Here is a 20,983-nt window from a genome sequence, read left to right as displayed (position 1 = left end):
GGCTCTGATCAAGGACTTCGGTCTTGGTCAGAGCCTTTTCTCGTACTTGCGTACTACTTGTGTGCGTCGTCTGCGCCTATCAGTGATTGACAAGCTAACGATGCGATGCCCGTGGGTCCGACGATTTCGCGCCGACCATGAAGTGAGTATCTCCGCGGGAGCTGTGCAGCGTTGCGCTCCCAGGCCCCGCTTGGGCGCCGTACTTCACGATTGATTGCCAGGTAATGCCTGTTAGTTTCATATTCAAGTACGCACACTGGCTTGATGCCCGCACTTTCTGCCTTCAGCTGCTCTGAGGCCCGCGGGATGCGGGTCGAATCCGATTTGCCGCACTGTTTCTGAGGGGTCTTCTCGTCCGTAAACGGTGACCTTGCTCATAGTGGGACCTAGGTCCTTTTCGCTGCTGATAAGCCTGTCGATATATATCTGTTACCGAAAGTTCACCCTAAATCCAAGATGGGGGAGATGGCGCACTGGCGGGCAAACAGGACGATTGGTACCGTCCGGTAACTAATTCAGTTAGTTGTCGGCTACCGCTCTGGTTGCTGTGTCACGTGGAGGAGCAGTTCATGTCGATCGAATCGCAAAACGGCATATCCCATCGTCGATCGAGGGCCGCAGTGGGGCTCGCGGCGTGTGCGGTTGCCGCGCTGTCGTCTGGTGTGGTCTTCGCAGGGAGCGCATCGGCAACGCCGACGGCGTTGGTGGACAAATTTGCGAGCACGGTCACCGATGACGGCTGGTCGTTGGATCTTGCCGCCACGAAACTGTCGGCGAACCCGGTGCCGAATCTGGCGACGACGGCGTTCACCCGTGAGGGGTTCGTGTCGGCGAAGGTGACCGGCACGATCGGCGGTCAGGGTGATTCGGCAGTGAAGACCGGTTATGTCGAGCAGGGATTGCAGATCGGCTGCCAGATCGATGTTTCCTCCGGACTTGGCTTGGGGCTTGGCTTTTCGCTCGGTCCGTCTGTCGGTGTGAGTATTTCGGGTGTCCCGTCGGCGAACGTGGGTGTGAATGCGTCGGTGAATCCGAGTATTCAGTCGACGATTGCGCCGGGCACGATCACGACGATTCCGTTGGGGAAGAAGGATCTCGAGTCGTCGAAGGCGTCGATCACCGCGGAGAACGTGCACGTGAAGGTTGATGCGTGCATGGGGCCGGTGACGATCCGCTCGTACGCACAACTCTCGGTGTCGACGGCGACGTCCGACAACACGTTGTTCGTGTACTCCGATCCCACCTGGCTCTGACCCTCGCAGACTTCGCCGGCGCTGCTGGCGAGTAATTCCTGATCCGTCCCGTCCCGGGGTGGTTACTCATCACGCTCACAAAGGAGAAATCATGAAGATTCGTACCTTGGCCACTGCCGGAACCCTCACCGCAGGTATCGCCCTGATCGGTGTTCTCGGCGCCGGCGTGGCATCTGCTGCAACTCCGATCGTGCAACCGGAACATGGCCGGATCGGACTTTCACTTTCGAATGCCGAAACGGCGGCGCTGGCGGCGAGCCCGATTCCTGATGCGATTGCGAACATCGTTCCAGGTTCGCTGAGGGGGGTCTGGTTGGCGCCTGGTTCCGCGATAACTGTTACCGATGGCAAGGTCGACGCCCTCGAAGGAGCTGTGCTCGGTGAAGCAGCCGCGCGTGGTGGGCATGCCAATGTCTTTGTCTCCGACCCGAATCACCCCGCCAGTGAGGGGCACATAGTGCTGACGGAGCAGTACTGGAACTGATAACACGCCCAGTACCGGCGACTCGTTGTCCCCGCTCTCCCATCCTGTTTGGAGTTCCAGCCATGACCGTCAACAACGCCGAACGTCGCAGTGTCCAACCGGAACCCGCTGCCGTCGATAGCAAAGACGTTGCAGACGTTGATGACTGGGATCCGGAGAGTGAACTCAGTCCACTCTCCAAGGCTGTGATCGCTACGGCAGTCGGACTGGGGTTGCTGATCGCGGCATTCGCGGTGATCGGGAAGCTTGCCGGCTGGGCGAACGACTACGGGACGGTCCTGGTTTACCTGGCGTTCTTCTTGTGGATGTCGATCTCCGGACGGTTGTTCTGGTGGGGCGCAGACAAACTCATCGCGCTACTCCGAACGAAGAAGAGTGACAATCGTGGTGCGCACCGGTGAAGTCCGGTAGACGACTTCGCCGGACTCTCGCGGGAGTGCTTGCCGCTGGGGCGCTGTTGACCGGAGCGGCCGGAGCGATCGGTGCGGGAATTGCACTCTCCGCCGCTCCGGCGAACGCGACGCCGGAAGAAGACTGCGCGGCGGTGCGGGCACGTGATCATCAGATCTACCTGAATCTCATCGCCTCACTGCCACCTGGCGCACCCATCCCGCCAGAGATCATCAACCCGTGCCTGAGCGCGCCGTCCACGACGGCGACAGCTGCGCCGACGACCACCGTCGGGCTCCCCGGTGCACAGGCTCCAGGCGGTGGCCCGAATGTCGGGGCCAATGCTCCGACGAACTTTCCCACCTACAACGGCACCCCCATCGTCCCTGTGCCGACGATCGAGGTTCCGCCCATTGCTTCCGAGTCCCCGGCCTCGGAAACTGGTGTCGGTGCATTCCCCAATGCATCGGCATCAGCGGTTCCCTCACCCACACCCACCCCGGGTGAGGGAACCACCACCGATCGTGGTCCCGGACCGATCCCCGCGGATTCGGATTCGAATATCGCACCGGCTCAAACGGTTCCGGTCCCGGCAGCAGATGTTTCCACCGCCGGGGAGGACTCGGGCCGTGACCGGTATCTCGAACTCACCCTGATCGGCGCTGCGGCGTTCACCGCCGCGGGTATCGGAGTGCGCGGGCGGCCGGGACCTTTCAGCCCCCGCACGCCCGAATCAGTACTCTCCCAGGCGGTCGGGACTGCCGCGTCGCCGTTGACTGCGTACGCACCTGGCGGACAGTCCTCGTTGCGGGTGTTCGATCCGATCACCGGCGGAAGCCGGTTCTTCTTCCTGATCCACGACGAAACGTCGTCGCACGAATCCGTGATTCCGGTGGCGGTGCCGCCCGGCGGTCACATGAGCGTCAACCAAGACGGCACGGTCACGGTCTTCGACGCCGACGGAAACCCGGTCTCGACAATCGATGCCCCGTGGGCCTACGACGCCAACGGCACACCCATTCCGACGCACTATGAGATCCGGGACGGGCAACTCGTCCAGGTCGTCGACACCACGGGTATCGAGAACGTGCTGTATCCGATTTTGGCGGACCCGCAGGATCGCACACAGAGCGGCAAGAAATCGCCTGCACCGGCGCGCCCGACCAAGATCTCCGGTGAGGACGACGGCACCCGCTCAGATGACGGTCCACATTGGAACGAGACACCGCAGGTCGAAGGCCACAAGGCCCCCAATCCACCAGTCCAGAAACCGATACCCACTCAACCACCGGTCCCACCCGCGGTCGAGCCCGAACCACAAGTCCCTGAGCAGGCTCCGGCGCAAGTGCCGGAGCAGATCCCGCAGCGGTCGCCGGCCGAGGACATCAGCGGAGACATCGGCGGGGACGGACCAGGTGCCGGGACATCCCCATCCATCGACCCAGCGCCCGCTACACCGAACGAAACCGACACACCCCAAGCAGAATTGGCAGGAATTCCGATCATCGGCGGCATCTTCAGTGCAGCCGAAGCCGGGCTCATGCTCACCGCTGGAATCGCAGCTTTGTTCGCGCAAATCCTTGCAGGTGTGGGTCTGGGGGATTCGGAACTGTTCGGCCGCATGGAAAGCCTCGAGGAATGGGCGCTCGAGGCCGGAGTAGATCTCGCCGAAGTGCTCGTGAAGGCTATGGCCCTGCTTTCTCCGCAGGATCAGGCACTTCTTCGCACTGTCCTTTCTCCGTTCGTGAAGCTGCCCCCAGCGCATGAGCAGGACACTCCCGGCCACGCCCAGCCCGGGCCGGCCGGACCTGCCGCGAAGCCGCCGCCTCGGAGGCCCACGCCGCGGCCTGTACCGCGTCTGCCTGGTGATCACGATCCGACCCAGCCGCAAGATCCCTCCAGCGAGCCGGATTCAGGCGATCCGGCAACACCGTCGGATCCGGGTTTCGAACCACCAGTAGACCCCGGCACCACCGCACCTGGATTAGTTGACCCCGAACAACCTTCGGCTCCCGAACCTGGCGAGCAACCGGCCGTCGATCCGGTCAACCCAGGCCACATTCCGGTCGATCCCGAGACTCCCGGTGCGCCGACCCAGCCCGGACCCCCGGAGTTCGACCCCTTTGATCCCGACCCGAGCACGATCGCCGATCCGACGGTCCGCCCAGATCCCACCGAACGTTCATCCGTCGAGCGGGTACTAGCGTCGAACTTCATTCACGCGGTGCAAGAAGTCGTAGATTCACTCACCGATGGTGCCGAGACAAGTCCAGAATCACCTCCGCAGCAGTCATCTGATTCGGGTGAGGCTGCACCCGAGGATTCTCGCTTGGATTCCGAAGGCAACCCGCTGACGGCCGCTGACTTAGCTCAATTGTATGCGTCGCTGCGTCGAAAAACGCCGACAAATGTGATCCGCGACATAGTTAACCTCGATCACGAAGGTGGCGGACCGGACCCGGTTCTTCCCGGGCTCACATTGCCCGACGTCCTCGAGGCGGATCACACCGTACCGATGAGGGTCATATTCGACATGCCTGGCTTTACGCAGTTGACCTTCGAGCAGCAAATTCAAGTATTGAACTACGTCGATAACTTCCTGGGTTTGAGCCCGACTGCGAATACGTCAAAGGGCGCCAAGAGTTGGGCAGACTGGTGGGGCTATGTGAAGGGCGGAATCCCGGTTTCCCCTGAATTCCGGGATGCTATGATCGAAATCGAAACTCATCTTACTGAGGAAATTCGTCAAATGATATCTAGTATATTGAATGGAGTTCAGTAGTGGATCTGGTCAAGATTTCGCGGTATATCGACTCGCCCGTGCTTGTGGAGATTGACGACTTGACACCACTTGAACGTACGGCGCTTCCGAATTATTGGTTGGATGCGCTAAATGGTGACCTTGCAGCTCGAATTTCGGGGATATTGGACCAATGGGATGTATTTGGGCGACCGATATTGGGCGACACTTACAGAAACATTAAAGAGAATCTATCTGATGTTCGGTTGCTCAGGTCTGAAAATAGGTTTTTTCTTCTATATAAAATTAAAATGGCAGACGGGACCGATCTCTACTATTTGGGTACGCCACCGGTAGTGGATGGTGATGAACTTCCAGGGTATTGGAATAAATTTCCCCCCAGTCTAAAGAATTTCTATTCAAATTTGCACAACGGTTGGTACTATATTGCCGGTAAGACTGTCGGGCCACTGCCTCTTGAAGATATGTTTCGAATTGACAGCTTTGAATGGTCTATTCTGTACGGGCTGTCCCCTGAAGAGTACCCAGATCCGGCTCGTTGCATCGCGACATTCAGATCGGGCGGCGGCGGTTATCTTTGCTTGTACTTTGGTGAGGAATCGACAAGGGGTGTTGTGTGGTCATCGACGGAACCCCCTGAATTGGTCGATTACTCCACTTACCTTGATATCTGGACCAACGTCGGACTCGGTGCCTAGAGCCTGCGCCTTGGATATCCAGACTGGAGACAGTCTAAGAAATTTGTGTGCGGTCTTGCCCCACGTGGCACGTGCCTGGGATCCAGTCTCCCAAGAGCAGATGATCAATTTGTCTGACCAAAAGGGATCTCGAGGTCATGATCGGTTTCGGGGGGTACCTCACGCATCGACTCGTTTTCCTGCACCATTGCCGACGAATGGCTGATTGCGCTGGCGTTCAGGGTCGTACAGGGGCTGGCCGATATCTGGGACTCTCGCGTCACCGTGCTCTACCACCGGACCGAATCATCGCCTCAGCGCAAGGTACCCGGCGACGCGATCGTGGGCAGTTCGGGCTCGGTGGAGCATCGGCGACTACCGGCACCTTCAGAATCGGTCGAAAGGTGAGGTGGAGGTGGGATGGGAAACATACTTCCATTCAGGAGTTACGTTCGATCGCAGCAAACTCCCCCAATCTGCGGTGGTAGAGGAGCTGCCCACTGGCACGTTGATTCGGTTGGGGGACAAGCCAATGGAGGTCGCTGCCGCCGACATCGTGGCGGTGCGGGCGGCATTGGGTTACCCGGTGTAGCGCCAGAGCCTGTCCAATTGGTCGATCGTCTTCGAGCAGGAGTGACGTTGTCTGCTTCATCTTTACGTCGCGATCCGGCGTCCGGATTGACCTTGAAAGTCATGGCGCGAAAGGGGCCGCCGGAAGCCGAATCGGTCACCGCAGTGCTGGCAGCGCGGTCGCAGCAGTTCCTTCGAGAGCTTGACCCAGTCTTTGACGTCGACATGTATCGCTCCGTGAGGAATGGCCTTCCCGACGGCGTTACGGTCGAGCAGGCGCTTGCATCGAATGGTGGACGGATCCTCACGCTTCAGGCAGAGAACTCCCTCGAGGCCGCAATGATCGAGAGCAGAAAGTCTCCTGATGCCGCAGGCGGGATTTACCCACTCTCCTTCGGGCATCAACTCAGGTTGTTCATCGACAACGGAAACATCGAAATTCTCATCGGATTCGGGGGTACGGCGGGAGCAGGTTCCTTACTTTGCACGTTCATCTGGCCGTACCCAGGGGGCTTCGCCGATGAATCTCTGATCTCACTGTCATTGAAACTCGTCCAGGGCATGGCCGATATCTGGGACGCTCACACAGCCGTGCTCTACCGGGATGCGGAACTCACACCTCAGTACAACGTGCCCGGCGACGCAACGGTGGGCAGTTGCACCTACTTCGGCCCTGAGATGCCGATCAACGAAACGCAGATCCCACCCACTGTCGAAGCTTTTCCGTACAAGAAAGGAACGATCGTCATCCAGCGTGATCCACGCGCCCCGTTGGTTGCCGACGATATCCGAAGCATCCGCGCAGCAGTCGCCCTGCCGGCCGAACGACCGGAGGTTCGCCTACCGAAAGGCTCGCGTCGGCTGTGACACCAGAAGTTACGGCCAAGCTCACGTCCGCAGGTGATGGTGTTCTTAAGAACAAGCTGCTCAGATAATGGAGGATGCGTTCGACGAGGTCATCGGGATGGAGAACATCAACATCATCGTATTTGGAGGGGAGTGAAAGTGCCTACGTCATCACTGCGCCGCAATCCTACGGCGGGCTTGACAGTGAAGGTCATTCCACGAAAGGGTTCGCCTGAAAGCGAGGCCGTCACGGCCGCGCTCGTTGCACGTTCGCTACGATTGCTTCGCGACATCGATCCTGTCTTCGACGTCGACTTGTACCAAACAGTAGGCGATGCACTCCCCGACGGTGCCGGAGTCGAGCAAGCCTTGGCGTCGAATATCCGTCAGATCCTTGTGCCTCCGACGGAAAAATCGATCGAAGCCGCATTGATCGAGCGCAGACGATCCCCTGATGCCACCGGCGGTATGTATCCCCTCTCATTGGGACGACATATGACCCTGTATTCACCCGCTGGAGACGTCAAAGTCGTTGTTAGTTTCGGGGGCACCTCAGGGTCCGGCGCATTCGCATGTGCCTTTGCCGACGAATCACTGATTTCGCTGGCATCGAAGCTCGTACAGGGACTAGCCGACATCTGGGACTCGCGTGTCACCGTGCTCTACCGCCGAACCGAATCATCGCCTCAGCGCAACGTACCGGGTGACGCAATCGTGGGCAGTTGCACCTACTTCGGTCCTGAGTTGCCGATCAAGGAAACGCAGCTCCCGCCCAGCGTGGAGGCATTTCCCTACCATGACGGCACAATCGTCATCCAGAAGAATCTGTCCACGCCGGTAACCGTCGAGGACATCCGAAGCATCCGCGCAGCAGCAGGACTGCCGACCGAACGACCGGAGATTCCTCTACCCAAAGGTTTCAGACGGCTGTGAGCCCTACGTTGGGCGCACTCGGGGCTGCCTGCAGGTAGGGATGGCGCGGACCGACCAGCCTGCCCGCAATTACCGCGCCGCGATCCCGATCCGGCTACGCACCAGCTGATCGACGCTCCGGGTGGAGTGCCACCGCGCGGCATACCCGCCATCGACGGTACCGTTCCACCTGCCGAGCATGATCAACCCTCTGTTCCGTCCGTGAATGAACCTGCACGCCCGGATCCCGCGATTCCGGAACCCTCGCAGATAGTGCTTGATACTGAGGGATGATGTCCGGACTGCCAGGTAGGCCGGGGCTAATTGTGCGGATGATTCGTGGGTCGGTAGTGAGGCGGTCAGCGGAGACCATACCGTTTTCGAAGGCGGGCGGCCGGCTGCGGCCTTTGTCTATGGCGTCGAACCCTTCGGCGATCCAGTCGATGTGGGAGATTCCGGCGCGGTCGAAGGCGCTGGGAGGTGCATCACATACTTCCCCGAAAGTACGGAGGTACGAATGAATTCTGGAATCTAGTTCCCCTGCCCACTTCTATACATGCACTCTTCACTCGATGGTGGGAATTTTATGCCGATATCTATAACTGATGCGCTGGAGTCCTATCCCGACATCCAGCGGGTCCTAGTCCCGACGCATCCAGGCCGATCATTCGACGTCTACAACACATACGACCCGCCGGCAGAGGCTGAAGAGGTGTCTCAGTATTGGAACCTAGATACCCTGCCGAGAGATCTCTTCGATTTATGGAGAAGTGCGAGAGAATGCAGACTTCACCACGATAGGGGCTTAGGAAAGGACGGAATAACACTCCTTTCTCCGCCTAAAGCTCGAGAAGTTACGGAACGCGAGCTGGAATTCTGGGATGACGAGGATGGGCGCTTCTTGAAGAGTGACATAATAATCGGCACAATGGTGGTCGAGCCAGATTTCATTGTATTCGACACAAGAAAAAACGACTTCAATGTTCTGTTAGCTTCAACTCTCGACGGACGTGAGGACTGGCCTATCGTGGGGCGGAATATTTCCGACTTCTTGCTGCGTTATCGTGATTTACCTGGAGAAAGCCACTGGCAGCGCTCGATCGTTTGATACACCGGAGAGCGAAGTTGGCTTCCATCCTCGAGGGAATCGATGGCTTGGCCATGTCGACCCCGAGGAAGGGGCGCGGTTCTGCATGGGAGCGGGTGTTGAAGTCTGCGGCGAGCAACCTTGGCCCAGAGTGGGTTGTGGCACGATCTGGCACTCAGGCGGAGTTGATCCATCTACCAGTGCGATGGTGGTTCAATTCCATTGGGTTGGATCCCAAACCGAATCGGGAAGAGCTGACCTTCAGTCATGCGCCCCTGATGAGAGAATTCACGCCGGGCACTATCACCTTTCGACAGAGTTCATATCAACCTGGTCCCACAGATTCTGAACCACCGAATATTCAGATGGACATCTTCGATACCCGCGGTGCTGCGGAGATCGTGCGCTGGTGGGCGCTCGGTCCGTCCACCAAGTTCTTTGCTTCATCGCCGCTTCCCGACTCGGTAGCTGCAGCCGAGCAGGCTTATGCCGACCGCAAGGAAGAGCCTTGCCGGGATTGGATGATTTCGGCTGGACTGCGGGTGATAGCTGACACCGGTTCGCCAATCGAGGTCATCGACAGCGTCCTCTGGGAGTTGGCTCGCCGTGATGTCGGTGGCCACGTCCAAAGTTTCTGGCGAGAATTTCGCGCGGTCGCGGAAAACAGAGACCGACTAGCGACATTGCAGTGGCTGGACGAAGAACGACGTCGTTCTGTAAAGGATGCATACGGGCTTCGGGATTCTGCGTTTGCCGATGTGATTTTCCGTACTGAGGACTCGTAGCCGAGGGAAGTAGGCGTGAGGGAGTGGAATCGGATGGATCGCGCGCCGCGTCGGAGAACCGCTGGCGGTGCGCACAGTCGCTCCTTTTCGTCTACCAAATAATACGAATGGTCCTTTATGGCAAGCATGCACATGAGCGATGACAAGCCTAAGCCACCGAAATCGGTCACTGAGGTCCTTGAGTCCCTGGGAATGGACCGGGATCAATTGCGGGAGATGGCGAAAGATGCGATCGCAGACTTGACTCCGAAAAAGGGGAGAGGCGCTGCGTGGGAGAAGGTGTTGGGAGCGGCGGTTGAGAAGCTCGGGCCGAACTGGACGATCATCGGGAGCGGGTTGCGAGCCAAGCTGCTGCACACTCCGGTGCGATGGTTTTTCGACACCGTCGGGATCGATCCGATTCCCAACCGTGAGAAACTGACGATTACTCACCTACCACTCATCGAACCCCTCGATCCCGGAACACTCACTGAGTGGCAGGACCACTACGACAGCAGGCATAGCGGACACGACTACCATGGCCGCCAGATTGATATCTTTGATACCGTCTCCGCTGCCGAGCTAGTGATCTGGTGGGCTGAGGGGCCAGCATCCGAGCTGTTCGACGCACGATCGGTGGAGGCACTCACCCCACTCCGTGAGAAGCAGTACCTTGAGCGCAATCAGTCGGGTCCAGCACGCTGGACAATCTTGGCGGGGCTGCGTGTGATCACTGACACCGGTTCACCGCTCGAGGTTATCGACAACGCGATTGAATACTTCCGCGGCCGGGCTGCCGACCCGGCAGGTCCACTTGTCATGTTCTGGGAACAGTTTCGTGAGGTCGCTGCTGCCGGTGATCGAGAGAGGACACTGCGGTGGCTCGACGAGCATCGACGTGCCACGGTACGTGAGCACTGCGCGCTACCGGCGGTGTTCGCCGACGTTCTCGAAGACCTGGGCAACGGCTAGCCATGTGAGTACAAGAATCTCGAATTTACTTCGACCACAACACTTCAAGAGGAGAAATCAATGGACCACTGGGTCGTCGTCCCGGAACAGCCAGGGTTTGTCGGGGATCGCACAGTTGTCGATACCGCAACCTCGCCGCCGACCGTGGAGAGGGCGCACTTCGTGTTGACCCGGCAACCTACCGACGGACTGATCGGTGCCGGCCCGCTGGTGTTGGTGGACCGTGAGACCGCGGAAGCGTTCGAGGACAACGTCTTCGGTGAAGTGTCCCTTCATCCGGCGGACCTCGATACGGACCCGGCGTCGGGGTTGTTGCGGGTTCCCGACTTCGTGTGGTGTCAGGTGCATGGGCAAGCGGGGATGCTCGATATCGGCCTCACCGAGGACGGCCGCCTGGTGATGTCGGGGCAAGCGTTGTTGGTATTCCACTCTTTCGGTGGCGGCATCGACAACGCCACCATCTCCGAATGGCTCGGCTGAACCAACTTGCCCTACATATGCTTTGCCGTGGTGAAACTATGTGATGGCATGCCTTGAGCGCAGCGCGCTCCCCCAAGCCGCCGTGATCGAGGAACTACCCACTGACACGTTGATCCGGTTGGGAGACAAGCCTATGCACGTCCATGCCGCCGACATCGTGGCAGTGCGCGCAGTGTCGGGCTATGGAGATCAGGTCGGATTGGAAAGGACGGGGCGATGAGCATGTTCGGGCGGCGGCCGACGGTAGCCGGATATTGGGGCACGCGGGTGCAGTCGAGTCAGGAGGTGGCGCAGACGATGCGGGCTTTCCTCGATGATCTGGAAGCGGTCGACCCGGGGTTGGCGTTGCCGTGGGTCTCGACTGCCGAGTTCGACAAGGTGCCAGCAGATCTCAGTGTGGACGGGTTGGTGCGAATCTTCGAGTATTCCCGCTCGAAGGAGATGGGGTATTCGGACACCCCGGGACCGGGTTACGACATCGACTTGTCGCCCGAGGACGGGACCGCGCGCCGGGTCGGTGCCTGGGTCGGCGGGCTGGAAACCAGTGCTCCCAACAGTGTCCGGGTGTCGTTGCCGACGGAGAAGCAGCTCACCGACAGTACCCGGCGGTTGCTCGACCCGGATATCGGAGACGTGATCGTGAGAGTGATCGTCAAGCATTGGGATCCGGATCGGGCTCGGTGGAGCATCGGCGACTACCGGCACCTTCAGAATCGGTCGAAAGGTGAGGTGGAGGTGGGATGGGAAACATACTTCCATTCAGGAGTTACGTTCGATCGCAGCAAACTCCCCCAATCTGCGGTGGTGGAGGAACTGCCCATTGGCACGTTGGTTCGGTTGGGGGACAAGCCAATGGAGGTCGCTGCCGCCGACATCGTGGCGGTGCGGGCGGCGTTGGGTTACCCGGTGTAGGCCCCGCAACGGGTCTGGAATTCACCATTGCATCAGACGGCGAGAAATGTGTTAACCGGATGGCCTGCTTCGCCTTTCGATAGTATTGCCAGATGGCATCCCGAATCGACTTGCTCGCGTGGCTCCTCGATTCGGATCCAGCGATTCGGTGGCAGGTGGAGCGCGACCTGGTGAACGAAGCGCCCACTGTGTGGGCGGCGACGCGCGCGTCGATCGCCACCGAAGGATTTGGTGCACGCCTGCTTTCATTGCAGGACCGAGACGGCCAATGGGCGGGTGGGGCGTTCTTCCCGGCTGAATTCGACTTTGCGGGACCCGAAGCAGCAGAACAAAGTTCGCAACCCTGGACGGCAACAACCTGGACGCTCAACTCATTGCGGGAGTGGGGCCTCGACGCCAGTGTTCTGCGGGAGCGTCGTACCGCAGAACTGCTCGCGGAGAACTGTCGCTGGGAGTACGAGGGCCGGCCGTACTGGGACGGTGAGGTCGATTGCTGCATCAACGCCTGGACGGTGGCAAACGGTGTGTGGCTCGACATGCGCGTTGATGAACTGGCTGATTGGTTTGTGCGGCATCAACTTCCGGATGGTGGTTGGAACTGCGAGTGGATCGAAGGTTCGACCCGATCGTCGTTCCATTCGACCCTCAATTCACTCAAAGGGCTTCTCGCGTACGAGATCGCGACCGGGGGAACAATTGAGACGCGCGCGGCTCGACGATCCGGTGAGGAATTCTTGCTGCAGCGCGGTCTGTTCCGGAGACTCTCGACCGGGGAACCGGTGGGGGACTGGATCGGCCGGTTCGCGTACCCGTTCCGGTGGCGTTACAACGTGCTCAACGCAGCCGACTACTTCCGCGAAGCGTCGTTGTCGGATGGAAATGAGCCTGATCCGCGAATGGCGGACGCGATCGAGATGATCCGGGCCGCTCGAGCCTCGGATGGGACGTGGCTCCAGGCCGGTCGCCAACCGGGGCGGGTGTGGTTCGAGGTCGACACAAAGGCGGGGGAGCCGTCGAAGTGGCTGACTTTGTCCGGCATCCGAGTGCTCGCCTGGTGGGATCAATCCTCCCCTCTAGGTTCTGCATAACAAAATAGTTACAGCGAAAATTATTTCACCTTTAAAGGTTATCGAAAGGTGATCTTCGACTTTCCGGTCGAAATATCCAGTACGGATGAAGAACATATTAACGACAGGATTGCCCTCACTGCGGTGAAGGTTAATCATCTGAACAGGTGAGAAGATGTTCGGTGAAATTACCTACCCGATTGGATAGGCGGGTCACCGACGTTGGTAATCAAATAAGGCGCTCGCAGCTGTCTTGGTTAGGGAGCTAAGTCCCGAGCTGGAAACGGCATTTCTGCTCCGAAAGTGGCGCTTACCTGCGGCTACGTTCCCCATTTTGCAAGATTTAAACCACTTTCGGCGAGAATTAGTCCCGCAATTGTAGGTTGTGGAGCGTCCGCAATGTTTAGGCAAAGTCCCATCTTTTCCCAGAACAATGCTCTACTAAACGTGAAAACCGGATGTTCCCCCGATTTTGCTGAGAAGGTGCAACTATGGGGCGTAGCGTAACTGTCGCAGCGAACCGGAACATCGCGAATTGCTGCTCTAACCAATGACTTTGTTCAGGTCCGAATAATGCTCGGAGGTCGTCGATGTCGATGGAAATGGTGTTAGCCGAAGCAGTGATAGACAGTGGGGACACGGCGTGGGTGCTGATCTCCGCGGGTCTGGTTCTCTTCATGGTTCCCGGACTCGCCTTCTTCTACGCCGGTCTGGTGCGTGGTAGCAGTGCGCTCGTCATGTTGCAGCAGAACCTCGTCCCACTCGGACTCGTCTCGATTACCTGGGTCGTGTTCGGATACAGCTTCGCGTTCAGTGGAGACTGGGGTTCCGGCTTCCTCGGTGACCTCAAATTGTTCGGCTTGCAGGACATACACACTGCCGCCGCCCCGGGCTTCCACCTGATCGAAGGTGCAGTCGCGGTACCGACTCTGGCGTTCGTGGTCTATCAGATGATGTTCGCGATCATCACGCCTGCGCTGATCACCGGTGCGACCGCAAACCGGCTCAAGCCCTTGGGCTGGGCCGTTCTGCTCGTGCTGTGGTCGATCATCGTCTACCCCCCGATTGCGCACTGGCTCTTCAATCCCGAAGGCTGGTTGGCGCTCCGCGGAGCTCAGGACTGGGCCGGCGGAATTGTCGTCCACGCATCCGCCGGCGCCGCCGCCCTGGCAATCTTGCTGGTGGTCGGTAAACGTCCGGGATGGCCCAACGCCGAGGCAGTCCCGCACTCGGTGCCTCTGGCGTTGATCGGCGCAGGCATCCTGTGGTTCGGCTGGTTCGGATTCAACGCAGGCGACGGATTGGCCGCCGATGGTGTTGCGGCACAAGCCTTGATGAACACTCACATCGCCGCAGCGGGCGGTATGGTCGTCTGGCTCGTCATCGAAAGGTACACCGAGGGCAAGGCCACGGCGATCGGCGGAATCACCGGCGCGGTAGCCGGTCTCGCGACCGTCACCCCTTGCGCCGGCTTCGTCAGCACCTTCTCCGCGTTGGCGATCGGCGCGCTTGCCGGACTGGTCTGCCACTTCGCGCTCGCGCTCAAGTCGATCTTCAAGTTCGACGACGCGCTCGACGTCATCGCGGTCCACTTCATCGGCGGCATCCTCGGTTCACTCCTTCTCGGTTTGTTCGGCGAAAAAGCCATCAATTCGATCGGCCGCGACGGACTCTTCTTCGGCGGCGGGGCAGGACTACTCGGCGAGCAGGCGCTGGCGTTGATCGTCGTCATTGCTTTCTCGTTCGTGGTGACCTGGCTGATCGCCACGGGCATCGAGAAGACCATCGGTCTCAAGCTGGCCCCGAAAGACCAGGTGGACATCGACCGTCGTCAGCAAGGCATGGACGCATACCGCTACAACGCCGCATTCGTGGACGCGGGTGGTGCGCCGCAGACCAGCGGGTTCGACTCGGGGGTCCTGGTCGAGGGGGCAAAACTTGTTCCGAACCTCGGCGCCCCGAAGCACGAACTCATCACCGCGGTATTGCAGACCATCGAGTCCGAGAAGCTACGGGAGGCGCTGCTGGCCGCCGGAGCGGAGTCGATAGTCGTATCGGAAGCGCATGTCTCCGCGAGTGACTCGGCCTCGCTCAAGTTCCGCGGACAACGCAACGACGTCGTGTTCACCGAGCGGTTGCGTGTCGAGGTGCTGGTCGCCTCGGAACATGCACAGGCGGTTCTGGACGCGATCAACGAGTACTCGGGCGGCAGGAGGAGCGGTTTCGTCCAGCAAGCGGCCGAACCTCTCACCGAAGCGACGGAACAGGGGAGCTGACATGTATTCGACGACAGGGAGTTACCGCATGATCGACAAGGAGCGTTCAGAATGCATCTGACACCGCGAGAACTCGACAAGCTGACAATCCTCATGTTGGCGGATGTCGCACTGAGGCGAAAGGCAAAGGGGCTCAAACTCAATCACCCGGAGTCCGTCGCAGTTATCACTGCAGCCGCCCTGGAGGGAGCTCGGGAGGGCAAGACTCTCGAGGAGGTCATGGCCGACGCATCGCACGCCTTGACGGTCGACGACGTGATGGACGGTGTGGCGGAGATGATTCCACGTGTGCAGGTCGAGGCGGTGTTCCTCGACGGTAGCCGGCTCGTCACCGTGCACTCTCCGATCCAGTAGCCCGACCGAGATGTCAGGAGCACTCCAAGATGGCAAGCAAATCGACGAAGAAGGATTCCGGCGGCGAGAAGAAAGTACCGGTCGGCGGATACGTGTTGCGGGACGAGCCGATCGAACTCAACGAGGGCCGTCCACGTTTGAAGTTGCGAGTCCGAAACACCGGTGACCGTCCCATCCAGGTGGGTTCGCACTACCACTTCATGGAAGTCAATCGCGCGTTGTCCTTCGATCGTGAACAGTCCTTCGGCTGGCGCCTCGACATTCCCGCGGGCACGGCGGTCAGGTTCGAGCCGGGCGACGAGAAGGAAGTGACGTTGGTGCCGTTCGGCGGCAAGCAACGAGTGCAAGGCTTCAACGGACTTGTCGACGGTTGGGCGCCGACCCACGCCGCCTACCGGCCGAGGCTCCCCGGAGCCGTCCAGCGTGCCGAAGAACTCGGCTTCCTGTCCGAACCTCAAACCGACTGATTCTCGTTCACGGCGGACGAAGGAGAGCAACACCCATGACAAGCATTTCGAGACAAGAGTATTCAGGTCTGTTCGGGGTCACCACGGGTGACCAGATCAGGCTGGGTAATACCGACCTGTACATCGAGGTCGAGGAAGATCTTCGAACGATCGGCGACGAGTTGATCTACGGCGGCGGCAAGACGCTGCGCGACGGCATGGGCCAGGATCCGGAGTCGTGCAGCATCGACGGTGCCCTCGACCTCGTGATCACCAACGTGGTCATCGTCGATGCAACCATCGGTGTCGTCAAGGCAGACGTGGGAATCAAAGACGGCAAGATCGTCGGCTGGGGCAAGGCGGGAAACTCCAGCACGATGGAAGGCGTCACCCCGGGGCTGACCACCGGTCCGGCGACCGACGCGATTTCCGGTGAGCAGATGATCCTCACTGCAGCCGGCATCGATCCGCACGTGCACCTCGTGTCACCACAGCAGGCGTACCACGCGCTCAGTGGGGGAGTGACGACGCTGATCGGTGGCGGCATCGGCCCGACCGACGGAACCAACGGCACCACCATAACTTCCGGTATCTGGAACATGGAGATGATGCTCAAGGCCAACGAGGGTTTGCCGGTCAACGTCTGCATGTTGGGCAAGGGGAACTCGTCCGGGCATCAGTCGCTGGTCGAACAGATCAAGGCCGGTGCGGCCGGTCTGAAGGTCCACGAGGACTGGGGCGCGACACCGGCCACAATTCGTGAGTCTCTTCGGGTGGCAGACGAAATGGACGTTCAGGTCGCCATTCACACGGATACCCTCAATGAGGCCGGATACGTCGAGGACACCATCGCGGCCTTCGAAGGCCGTACCATTCACACCTATCACAGCGAGGGTGCGGGTGGTGGTCACGCACCCGACATTCTGCGGGTGACGGGCGAGGACAACGTACTTCCGGCGTCGACCAATCCGACGTTGCCGTACGGCATCAACACTCAGGCCGAGCTCTTCGACATGATCATGGTCTGTCACAACCTCAATCCCAAAGTGCCCTCGGATGTTTCGTTTGCCGAGTCTCGCGTTCGCGCGGAGACGATCGGTGCCGAGAACGTACTGCAGGACATGGGCGTCATCTCGATGTTCTCGAGTGACTCGCAGGCGATGGGCCGCGTCGGAGAAAACTGGCTTCGCGCGATCCAAACAGCGGACTGCATGAAGCGGTCCCGCGGAAAGCTGCCAGAGGATTCACCGACACACGACAACTTCCGCGTGTTGCGCTACGTCGCGAAGGTCACGATCAATCCAGCGTTGACGTTCGGTCTTTCGCATGTGGTCGGGTCGATCGGTGTCGGGAAGATGGCGGATCTTGTTCTCTGGGAGCCCGCATTCTTCGGCGCGAAGCCGAAGACGATCATCAAGAACGGTCTGATCAGCTGGCACGCCATGGGAGATCCGAATGCGTCGCTCCCGACACCACAACCGGTGATCTACCGGCCGATGTTCGGTGGATTCGGCAAGGCGTTGCCGCAGAGTTCGGTCTCGTTCGTCTCGCGAGCGGCACTCGACGACGGTATCAAGGATCGGCTCGGTCTCGAACGTCAAGTTGTTGCTGTCGAGGGGACCAGAACAGTCACCAAGCGTGATCTGGTTCGCAACTCGGCCACTCCGGAAATCAAGGTGGACCCGGAGACCTTCGCGGTGACTGCGGACGGCGTCCACGCATACGTCGAACCTGCCGAATCCATTCGCTTGAACCAACTTTACTTCTTCAGTTAGGGGTCTCCAGTGTCGGGAACAATCACACACACGCACGGCGCCGATGCGACGCCACACACGCACGGCGAGATGACCGCGCCGAGCGGAAAGCCGACGCGAGTCGACGCGCTGCTCGGGAAGGAGACCGACGAGGAGTGGGCCGGTCGACTCGACAATGCGGTAGTCGACGTCTTGTCGCTCGATCAGTGGGAAGCGCAGAAGAGTCGGTTACGACGCACCACGATCGGTGGCCGTGAATTGGCCGTCTCGCTCGATCGGGGTATTCAGTTGCAGGACGGCGACATTCTGCTGTGGGACGAGCCGGCGAACACCGTGGTCGTGGCCAGGATCAACCTCAAGGACGTTTTGGAGATCGACCTGAGCGCGCTGGTCGACGTCACGCCCGAGAAGATGATTCAGACGTGCCTGGAGTTGGGACATGCCGTGGGTAACCAGCACTGGCCTGCGGTGGTGAAGGGAATGAAGGTCTACGTTCCGTTGACCGTCGACAAGGCGGTCATGGGCTCGGTGATGCGGACACATGCTTTCGAGGGCATCGAGTACACCTTCATCCCGGGCGCCGAGGTCATTCCCTACATCGCTCCACACGAGGCACGCCGTTTGTTCGGTGCGGCCGCGCGTGAGGGCGAGGGGCATACCCATGACCCTCTCGTCTGAGGGATCCGGGCTCAGCATCAACCGCGCGATGCGGATGATGCAGTTTTCCGATTCCATGTTCCCGGTCGGTTCCTTCTCGTTCTCCAACGGTTTGGAATCGGCCGTGGCGCAGGGAATTGTCACGGGTGGTCCGTCGCTGCGGGAGTTTGTGCTCTCGGCCGCCCATCAGGGCGCGACGTGCGACGGTATCGCCGTACTCGCGGCGCACCGGGGTGCGGCAGCCGGTGATTTCTCGGCGATCCTCGCCGCTGATCATGCAGTGATCGAACGCAAACTCAACGAAGAAGCACGCACGATGAGTACCCGCATGGGTAAGAAGTTGGCCGAACTCGGCGGGCGCTTGGCCGGTGAGACCCTGTTCAACAAGTGGTTGGCCGCGATCGCATCGGGGGAGACGCCGGGTACCTACCCCGTCGGCCTCGGAATTGCTTTCGCGGAGATGGGTTCTCCGGAAGAGGACGCTTTCACGGTCAATCAGTACGGTGTCGCGATGACGTTGCTCGGCGCTGCCCTTCGTATCGTCCGAGTCGATCACCTCGCGACGCAAGAGATTCTGTTCGAGGTCAATCAGACTGCCGGCCATGAGTACGCCGCAGTGCGTGACTACGGACTCGACGACATGTCCAATTTCGCCCCGATGATCGACATTCTGGCTGCGGTGCACGTCAAGGCGCACGTCCGAATGTTCATGAACTAGAAGGAGAACGATGAAGAAGACAACGCGCATCGGAATCGGCGGACCCGTGGGTTCGGGTAAGACCGCGCTCATCGAGGCGATCACACCGGAGTTCATCAAGCGGGGCACCAGCGTTCTGATCATCACCAACGACGTGGTCACCACCGAAGATGCCAAGCATGTGCGCAAGGCTCTCAAAGGTGTTCTCGTGGAGGAACGTATCGTCGGCGTAGAGACGGGAGCCTGCCCCCACACCGCCGTCCGCGAAGACCCGAGTATGAATCTCGCGGCGGTCGAGGACATGGAGAAGACGTTCCCCGACACCGACGTGGTGTTCATCGAAAGTGGCGGCGACAACCTCACACTGACGTTCAGTCCGGCTCTCGTCGACTTCTTCATCTATGTCATCGATGTGGCCGCAGGCGACAAGATTCCGCGCAAGAACGGTCCGGGAATCTCGCAGTCCGACATCCTGGTCATCAACAAGACCGATCTCGCACCGTACGTCAACGCCGATCTCGGAGTCATGGATCGCGACTCCAAGGGGATGCGCGGCGACAAGCCGTTCGTCTTCACCAATTGCATGACCGGGGAAGGCATCAAGGAAGTGGTGGACCTCATCGTGCACGGAGTCCTCTTCGACGAAGAGGAAGTGGGAGCGAGCGCACCGTGAGCGCAACGTCCGTCCCGGGAGCATCGCGGTCGCTCCCGGGGCCGATCCCGACCATCCCGGAACTCGACCAGTACCAGGACCAGCCGAAGCAGGCCCCGGCCGGCAAAGTCGGGAAGACTGGCGTTCTCGAGATGCGATTTGTCGACCGCGGCGACAAGACGATTCTGCGGGACATGTACCGCAAGACACCGCTGCTGGTTCAGCAGGCGCTGTACTGGGACGAAGCGTTGCCGACCATGCCGTGCGTCTACATGATCTCGACGTCCGGCAGTGTGCTGCAAGGCGATCGGTTGTTCCTGACCATCGAAATGGAGCCGGGTTCCCTCGCACACGTGACCACCCAGTCGGCCACCAAAGTCCACCGGATGGATGCCAATCACGCGTCACAACTCCAGAAAGTGGTGCTGGCCGAGAATTCGTATCTCGAACTGATGCCGGGAGTGACGATCCCACACCGCAACGCGAGGTACTACGCGCGCACCGACATCACGGTGGATCCGACTGCAACGCTGTTGTTCTCGGAGATCGTGATGCCGGGTCGCAAGTATCACGACGGCGGAGAGATGTTCGTCTACGACCTGTACTCCACCTTGATCAAGGCAAAGCGCCCGGACGGGAAGAATCTCTTCACCGAGAAGTTGGTGATCGAACCGGCACGCTTCCCCGTGCGATACGGCGGAATCATGGGTGACCACGACGTGTTCGGCAATGTCATCCTGCTGACACCGAAGGAGCACGCCGACGCGATTCTCGAAGAGGTAGTTCCGGGCCGTGACGGCAAGGTCGTTTCCGGAGCGAGTCGGCTACCGAACGACGCCGGTCTCATCTTCAAAGTCCTCGGTCCGGAGAGCGAACCCGTCAAGGCGAAGGTTCGTGATTTCTGGGCTCTGGTGCGAAAGGCAGTTCTGGACACCACCATTCCGCCCGTCCCGCTCTGGGGATGACGCGGAT

The 20,983-nt window shown here is 59.8% G+C and carries 22 protein-coding genes and 2 pseudogenes; all 24 read left to right on the top strand.

The features are described 5' to 3' along the window. Positions 1 to 569: 569 nt before the first annotated feature. The 24 genes and pseudogenes from ACN50D_RS24710 (at position 570) to ACN50D_RS24595 (ending at position 20,976) form a co-directional block, all read left to right on the top strand. Complete coding sequence (locus tag ACN50D_RS24710) at positions 570 to 1,253, top strand: MspA family porin (protein ID WP_054188735.1); 684 nt, start codon at positions 570 to 572, stop codon at positions 1,251 to 1,253. A 91-nt stretch (positions 1,254 to 1,344) separates the two neighbouring features. Beyond that, positions 1,345 to 1,737, top strand: coding sequence for a hypothetical protein (locus ACN50D_RS24705; RefSeq protein WP_029254241.1), 393 nt, complete (start codon positions 1,345 to 1,347; stop codon positions 1,735 to 1,737). A 62-nt stretch (positions 1,738 to 1,799) separates the two neighbouring features. Then, positions 1,800 to 2,138 carry a hypothetical protein gene (locus ACN50D_RS24700; protein WP_047272170.1) on the top strand — a complete coding sequence of 113 codons (339 nt, stop codon included), beginning with the start codon at positions 1,800 to 1,802 and terminating at the stop codon, positions 2,136 to 2,138. Beyond that, positions 2,135 to 4,909 (top strand): hypothetical protein, encoded by a 2,775-nt coding sequence (locus ACN50D_RS24695; protein ID WP_230691771.1) that lies wholly within the window; start codon positions 2,135 to 2,137, stop codon positions 4,907 to 4,909. The genes ACN50D_RS24700 and ACN50D_RS24695 overlap by 4 nt, the downstream gene beginning before the upstream one ends. After that, positions 4,909 to 5,586, top strand: a complete 678-nt coding sequence (locus ACN50D_RS24690) for an SMI1/KNR4 family protein (RefSeq protein WP_047272172.1) — start codon at positions 4,909 to 4,911, stop codon at positions 5,584 to 5,586. Before ACN50D_RS24695 ends, ACN50D_RS24690 begins: the two co-directional genes overlap by 1 nt. 331 nt (positions 5,587 to 5,917) lie before the next feature. Continuing rightward, positions 5,918 to 6,157: pseudogene (locus ACN50D_RS24685) on the top strand (hypothetical protein); the annotation flags it as partial. A gap of 47 nt (positions 6,158 to 6,204) precedes the next feature. Next, positions 6,205 to 7,002, top strand: a complete 798-nt coding sequence (locus ACN50D_RS24680; protein ID WP_249343159.1) for a hypothetical protein — start codon at positions 6,205 to 6,207, stop codon at positions 7,000 to 7,002. Between the two features lie 138 nt (positions 7,003 to 7,140). Continuing rightward, positions 7,141 to 7,914, top strand: a complete 774-nt coding sequence (locus tag ACN50D_RS24675) for a hypothetical protein (protein WP_307850547.1) — start codon at positions 7,141 to 7,143, stop codon at positions 7,912 to 7,914. Positions 7,915 to 8,346: 432 nt separating this feature from the next. Beyond that, a pseudogene (locus tag ACN50D_RS24670) lies at positions 8,347 to 8,499 on the top strand (HNH endonuclease signature motif containing protein); the annotation flags it as partial. Next, a complete protein-coding gene (locus ACN50D_RS24665; RefSeq protein ID WP_128637879.1) occupies positions 8,450 to 9,001 on the top strand; it encodes a hypothetical protein in 552 nt (183 codons plus the stop codon). The pseudogene ACN50D_RS24670 and the gene ACN50D_RS24665, both read left to right, overlap by 50 nt. A 17-nt stretch (positions 9,002 to 9,018) precedes the next feature. After that, positions 9,019 to 9,765 (top strand): hypothetical protein, encoded by a 747-nt coding sequence (locus ACN50D_RS24660; protein WP_212633830.1) that lies wholly within the window; start codon positions 9,019 to 9,021, stop codon positions 9,763 to 9,765. A 192-nt stretch (positions 9,766 to 9,957) separates the two neighbouring features. Next, positions 9,958 to 10,716: a hypothetical protein gene (locus tag ACN50D_RS24655; RefSeq protein ID WP_419970240.1), complete on the top strand. Its 759-nt coding sequence runs from the start codon at positions 9,958 to 9,960 to the stop codon at positions 10,714 to 10,716. Positions 10,717 to 10,776: 60 nt separating this feature from the next. Continuing rightward, positions 10,777 to 11,196: a hypothetical protein gene (locus ACN50D_RS24650; protein WP_030535789.1), complete on the top strand. Its 420-nt coding sequence runs from the start codon at positions 10,777 to 10,779 to the stop codon at positions 11,194 to 11,196. Positions 11,197 to 11,239: 43 nt separating this feature from the next. Further along, positions 11,240 to 11,416: a hypothetical protein gene (locus tag ACN50D_RS24645; protein WP_155277918.1), complete on the top strand. Its 177-nt coding sequence runs from the start codon at positions 11,240 to 11,242 to the stop codon at positions 11,414 to 11,416. After that, positions 11,413 to 12,108: an Imm52 family immunity protein gene (locus ACN50D_RS24640; protein WP_230359418.1), complete on the top strand. Its 696-nt coding sequence runs from the start codon at positions 11,413 to 11,415 to the stop codon at positions 12,106 to 12,108. Before ACN50D_RS24645 ends, ACN50D_RS24640 begins: the two co-directional genes overlap by 4 nt. A gap of 92 nt (positions 12,109 to 12,200) precedes the next feature. Beyond that, positions 12,201 to 13,196, top strand: a complete 996-nt coding sequence (locus ACN50D_RS24635) for a squalene cyclase (protein WP_209448258.1) — start codon at positions 12,201 to 12,203, stop codon at positions 13,194 to 13,196. A 575-nt stretch (positions 13,197 to 13,771) separates the two neighbouring features. Beyond that, the gene (gene amt / locus ACN50D_RS24630; RefSeq protein ID WP_228117877.1) at positions 13,772 to 15,451 is read left to right on the top strand and encodes an ammonium transporter; all 1,680 of its coding nucleotides are present in this window, start codon (positions 13,772 to 13,774) and stop codon (positions 15,449 to 15,451) included. A 51-nt stretch (positions 15,452 to 15,502) separates the two neighbouring features. Next, positions 15,503 to 15,805, top strand: a complete 303-nt coding sequence (locus ACN50D_RS24625; RefSeq protein ID WP_007731718.1) for an urease subunit gamma — start codon at positions 15,503 to 15,505, stop codon at positions 15,803 to 15,805. Positions 15,806 to 15,834: 29 nt separating this feature from the next. Continuing rightward, entirely contained in the window at positions 15,835 to 16,272 is a 438-nt protein-coding gene (locus ACN50D_RS24620; protein WP_003943812.1) for an urease subunit beta, read from the top strand. A 35-nt stretch (positions 16,273 to 16,307) separates the two neighbouring features. Next, complete coding sequence (locus ACN50D_RS24615) at positions 16,308 to 18,026, top strand: urease subunit alpha (RefSeq protein ID WP_212633832.1); 1,719 nt, start codon at positions 16,308 to 16,310, stop codon at positions 18,024 to 18,026. A gap of 9 nt (positions 18,027 to 18,035) precedes the next feature. After that, complete coding sequence (gene ureE / locus ACN50D_RS24610) at positions 18,036 to 18,683, top strand: urease accessory protein UreE (protein WP_007731715.1); 648 nt, start codon at positions 18,036 to 18,038, stop codon at positions 18,681 to 18,683. Beyond that, positions 18,667 to 19,380 (top strand): urease accessory protein UreF, encoded by a 714-nt coding sequence (locus ACN50D_RS24605; RefSeq protein ID WP_042921156.1) that lies wholly within the window; start codon positions 18,667 to 18,669, stop codon positions 19,378 to 19,380. The genes ureE and ACN50D_RS24605 overlap by 17 nt, the downstream gene beginning before the upstream one ends. A gap of 10 nt (positions 19,381 to 19,390) precedes the next feature. Then, positions 19,391 to 20,032 (top strand): urease accessory protein UreG, encoded by a 642-nt coding sequence (gene ureG, locus ACN50D_RS24600; RefSeq protein WP_007731713.1) that lies wholly within the window; start codon positions 19,391 to 19,393, stop codon positions 20,030 to 20,032. Next, on the top strand, positions 20,029 to 20,976 hold the full coding sequence (locus ACN50D_RS24595; RefSeq protein WP_073512868.1) for an urease accessory protein UreD: 948 nt from the start codon (positions 20,029 to 20,031) through the stop codon (positions 20,974 to 20,976). The genes ureG and ACN50D_RS24595 overlap by 4 nt, the downstream gene beginning before the upstream one ends. Positions 20,977 to 20,983: the final 7 nt, after the last annotated feature.

Origin of the sequence: Rhodococcus sp. SB1D, assembly GCF_048573875.1 — a bacterium.
Lineage (GTDB): Bacteria > Actinomycetota > Actinomycetes > Mycobacteriales > Mycobacteriaceae > Rhodococcus_F > Rhodococcus_F qingshengii.
The sequence above is the reverse complement of the archived record's forward strand: the minus strand, read 5'-3'. Positions and strand labels throughout refer to the sequence as shown.

What these genes read in the sequence shown, in the direction of transcription:
- ACN50D_RS24710 (WP_054188735.1), top strand. Translation starts at nt 570, where the DNA reads ATGTCGATCGAATCGCAAAACGGCATATCCCATCGTCGATCGAGGGCC.
- ACN50D_RS24705 (WP_029254241.1), top strand. Translation starts at nt 1,345, where the DNA reads ATGAAGATTCGTACCTTGGCCACTGCCGGAACCCTCACCGCAGGTATC.
- ACN50D_RS24700 (WP_047272170.1), top strand. Translation starts at nt 1,800, where the DNA reads ATGACCGTCAACAACGCCGAACGTCGCAGTGTCCAACCGGAACCCGCT.
- ACN50D_RS24665 (WP_128637879.1), top strand. Translation starts at nt 8,450, where the DNA reads ATGCACTCTTCACTCGATGGTGGGAATTTTATGCCGATATCTATAACT.
- ACN50D_RS24655 (WP_419970240.1), top strand. Translation starts at nt 9,958, where the DNA reads ATGGACCGGGATCAATTGCGGGAGATGGCGAAAGATGCGATCGCAGAC.
- ACN50D_RS24650 (WP_030535789.1), top strand. Translation starts at nt 10,777, where the DNA reads ATGGACCACTGGGTCGTCGTCCCGGAACAGCCAGGGTTTGTCGGGGAT.
- ACN50D_RS24645 (WP_155277918.1), top strand. Translation starts at nt 11,240, where the DNA reads ATGGCATGCCTTGAGCGCAGCGCGCTCCCCCAAGCCGCCGTGATCGAG.
- ACN50D_RS24640 (WP_230359418.1), top strand. Translation starts at nt 11,413, where the DNA reads ATGAGCATGTTCGGGCGGCGGCCGACGGTAGCCGGATATTGGGGCACG.
- ACN50D_RS24635 (WP_209448258.1), top strand. Translation starts at nt 12,201, where the DNA reads ATGGCATCCCGAATCGACTTGCTCGCGTGGCTCCTCGATTCGGATCCA.
- amt (WP_228117877.1), top strand. Translation starts at nt 13,772, where the DNA reads ATGGAAATGGTGTTAGCCGAAGCAGTGATAGACAGTGGGGACACGGCG.
- ACN50D_RS24625 (WP_007731718.1), top strand. Translation starts at nt 15,503, where the DNA reads ATGCATCTGACACCGCGAGAACTCGACAAGCTGACAATCCTCATGTTG.
- ACN50D_RS24620 (WP_003943812.1), top strand. Translation starts at nt 15,835, where the DNA reads ATGGCAAGCAAATCGACGAAGAAGGATTCCGGCGGCGAGAAGAAAGTA.
- ACN50D_RS24615 (WP_212633832.1), top strand. Translation starts at nt 16,308, where the DNA reads ATGACAAGCATTTCGAGACAAGAGTATTCAGGTCTGTTCGGGGTCACC.
- ACN50D_RS24605 (WP_042921156.1), top strand. Translation starts at nt 18,667, where the DNA reads ATGACCCTCTCGTCTGAGGGATCCGGGCTCAGCATCAACCGCGCGATG.
- ureG (WP_007731713.1), top strand. Translation starts at nt 19,391, where the DNA reads ATGAAGAAGACAACGCGCATCGGAATCGGCGGACCCGTGGGTTCGGGT.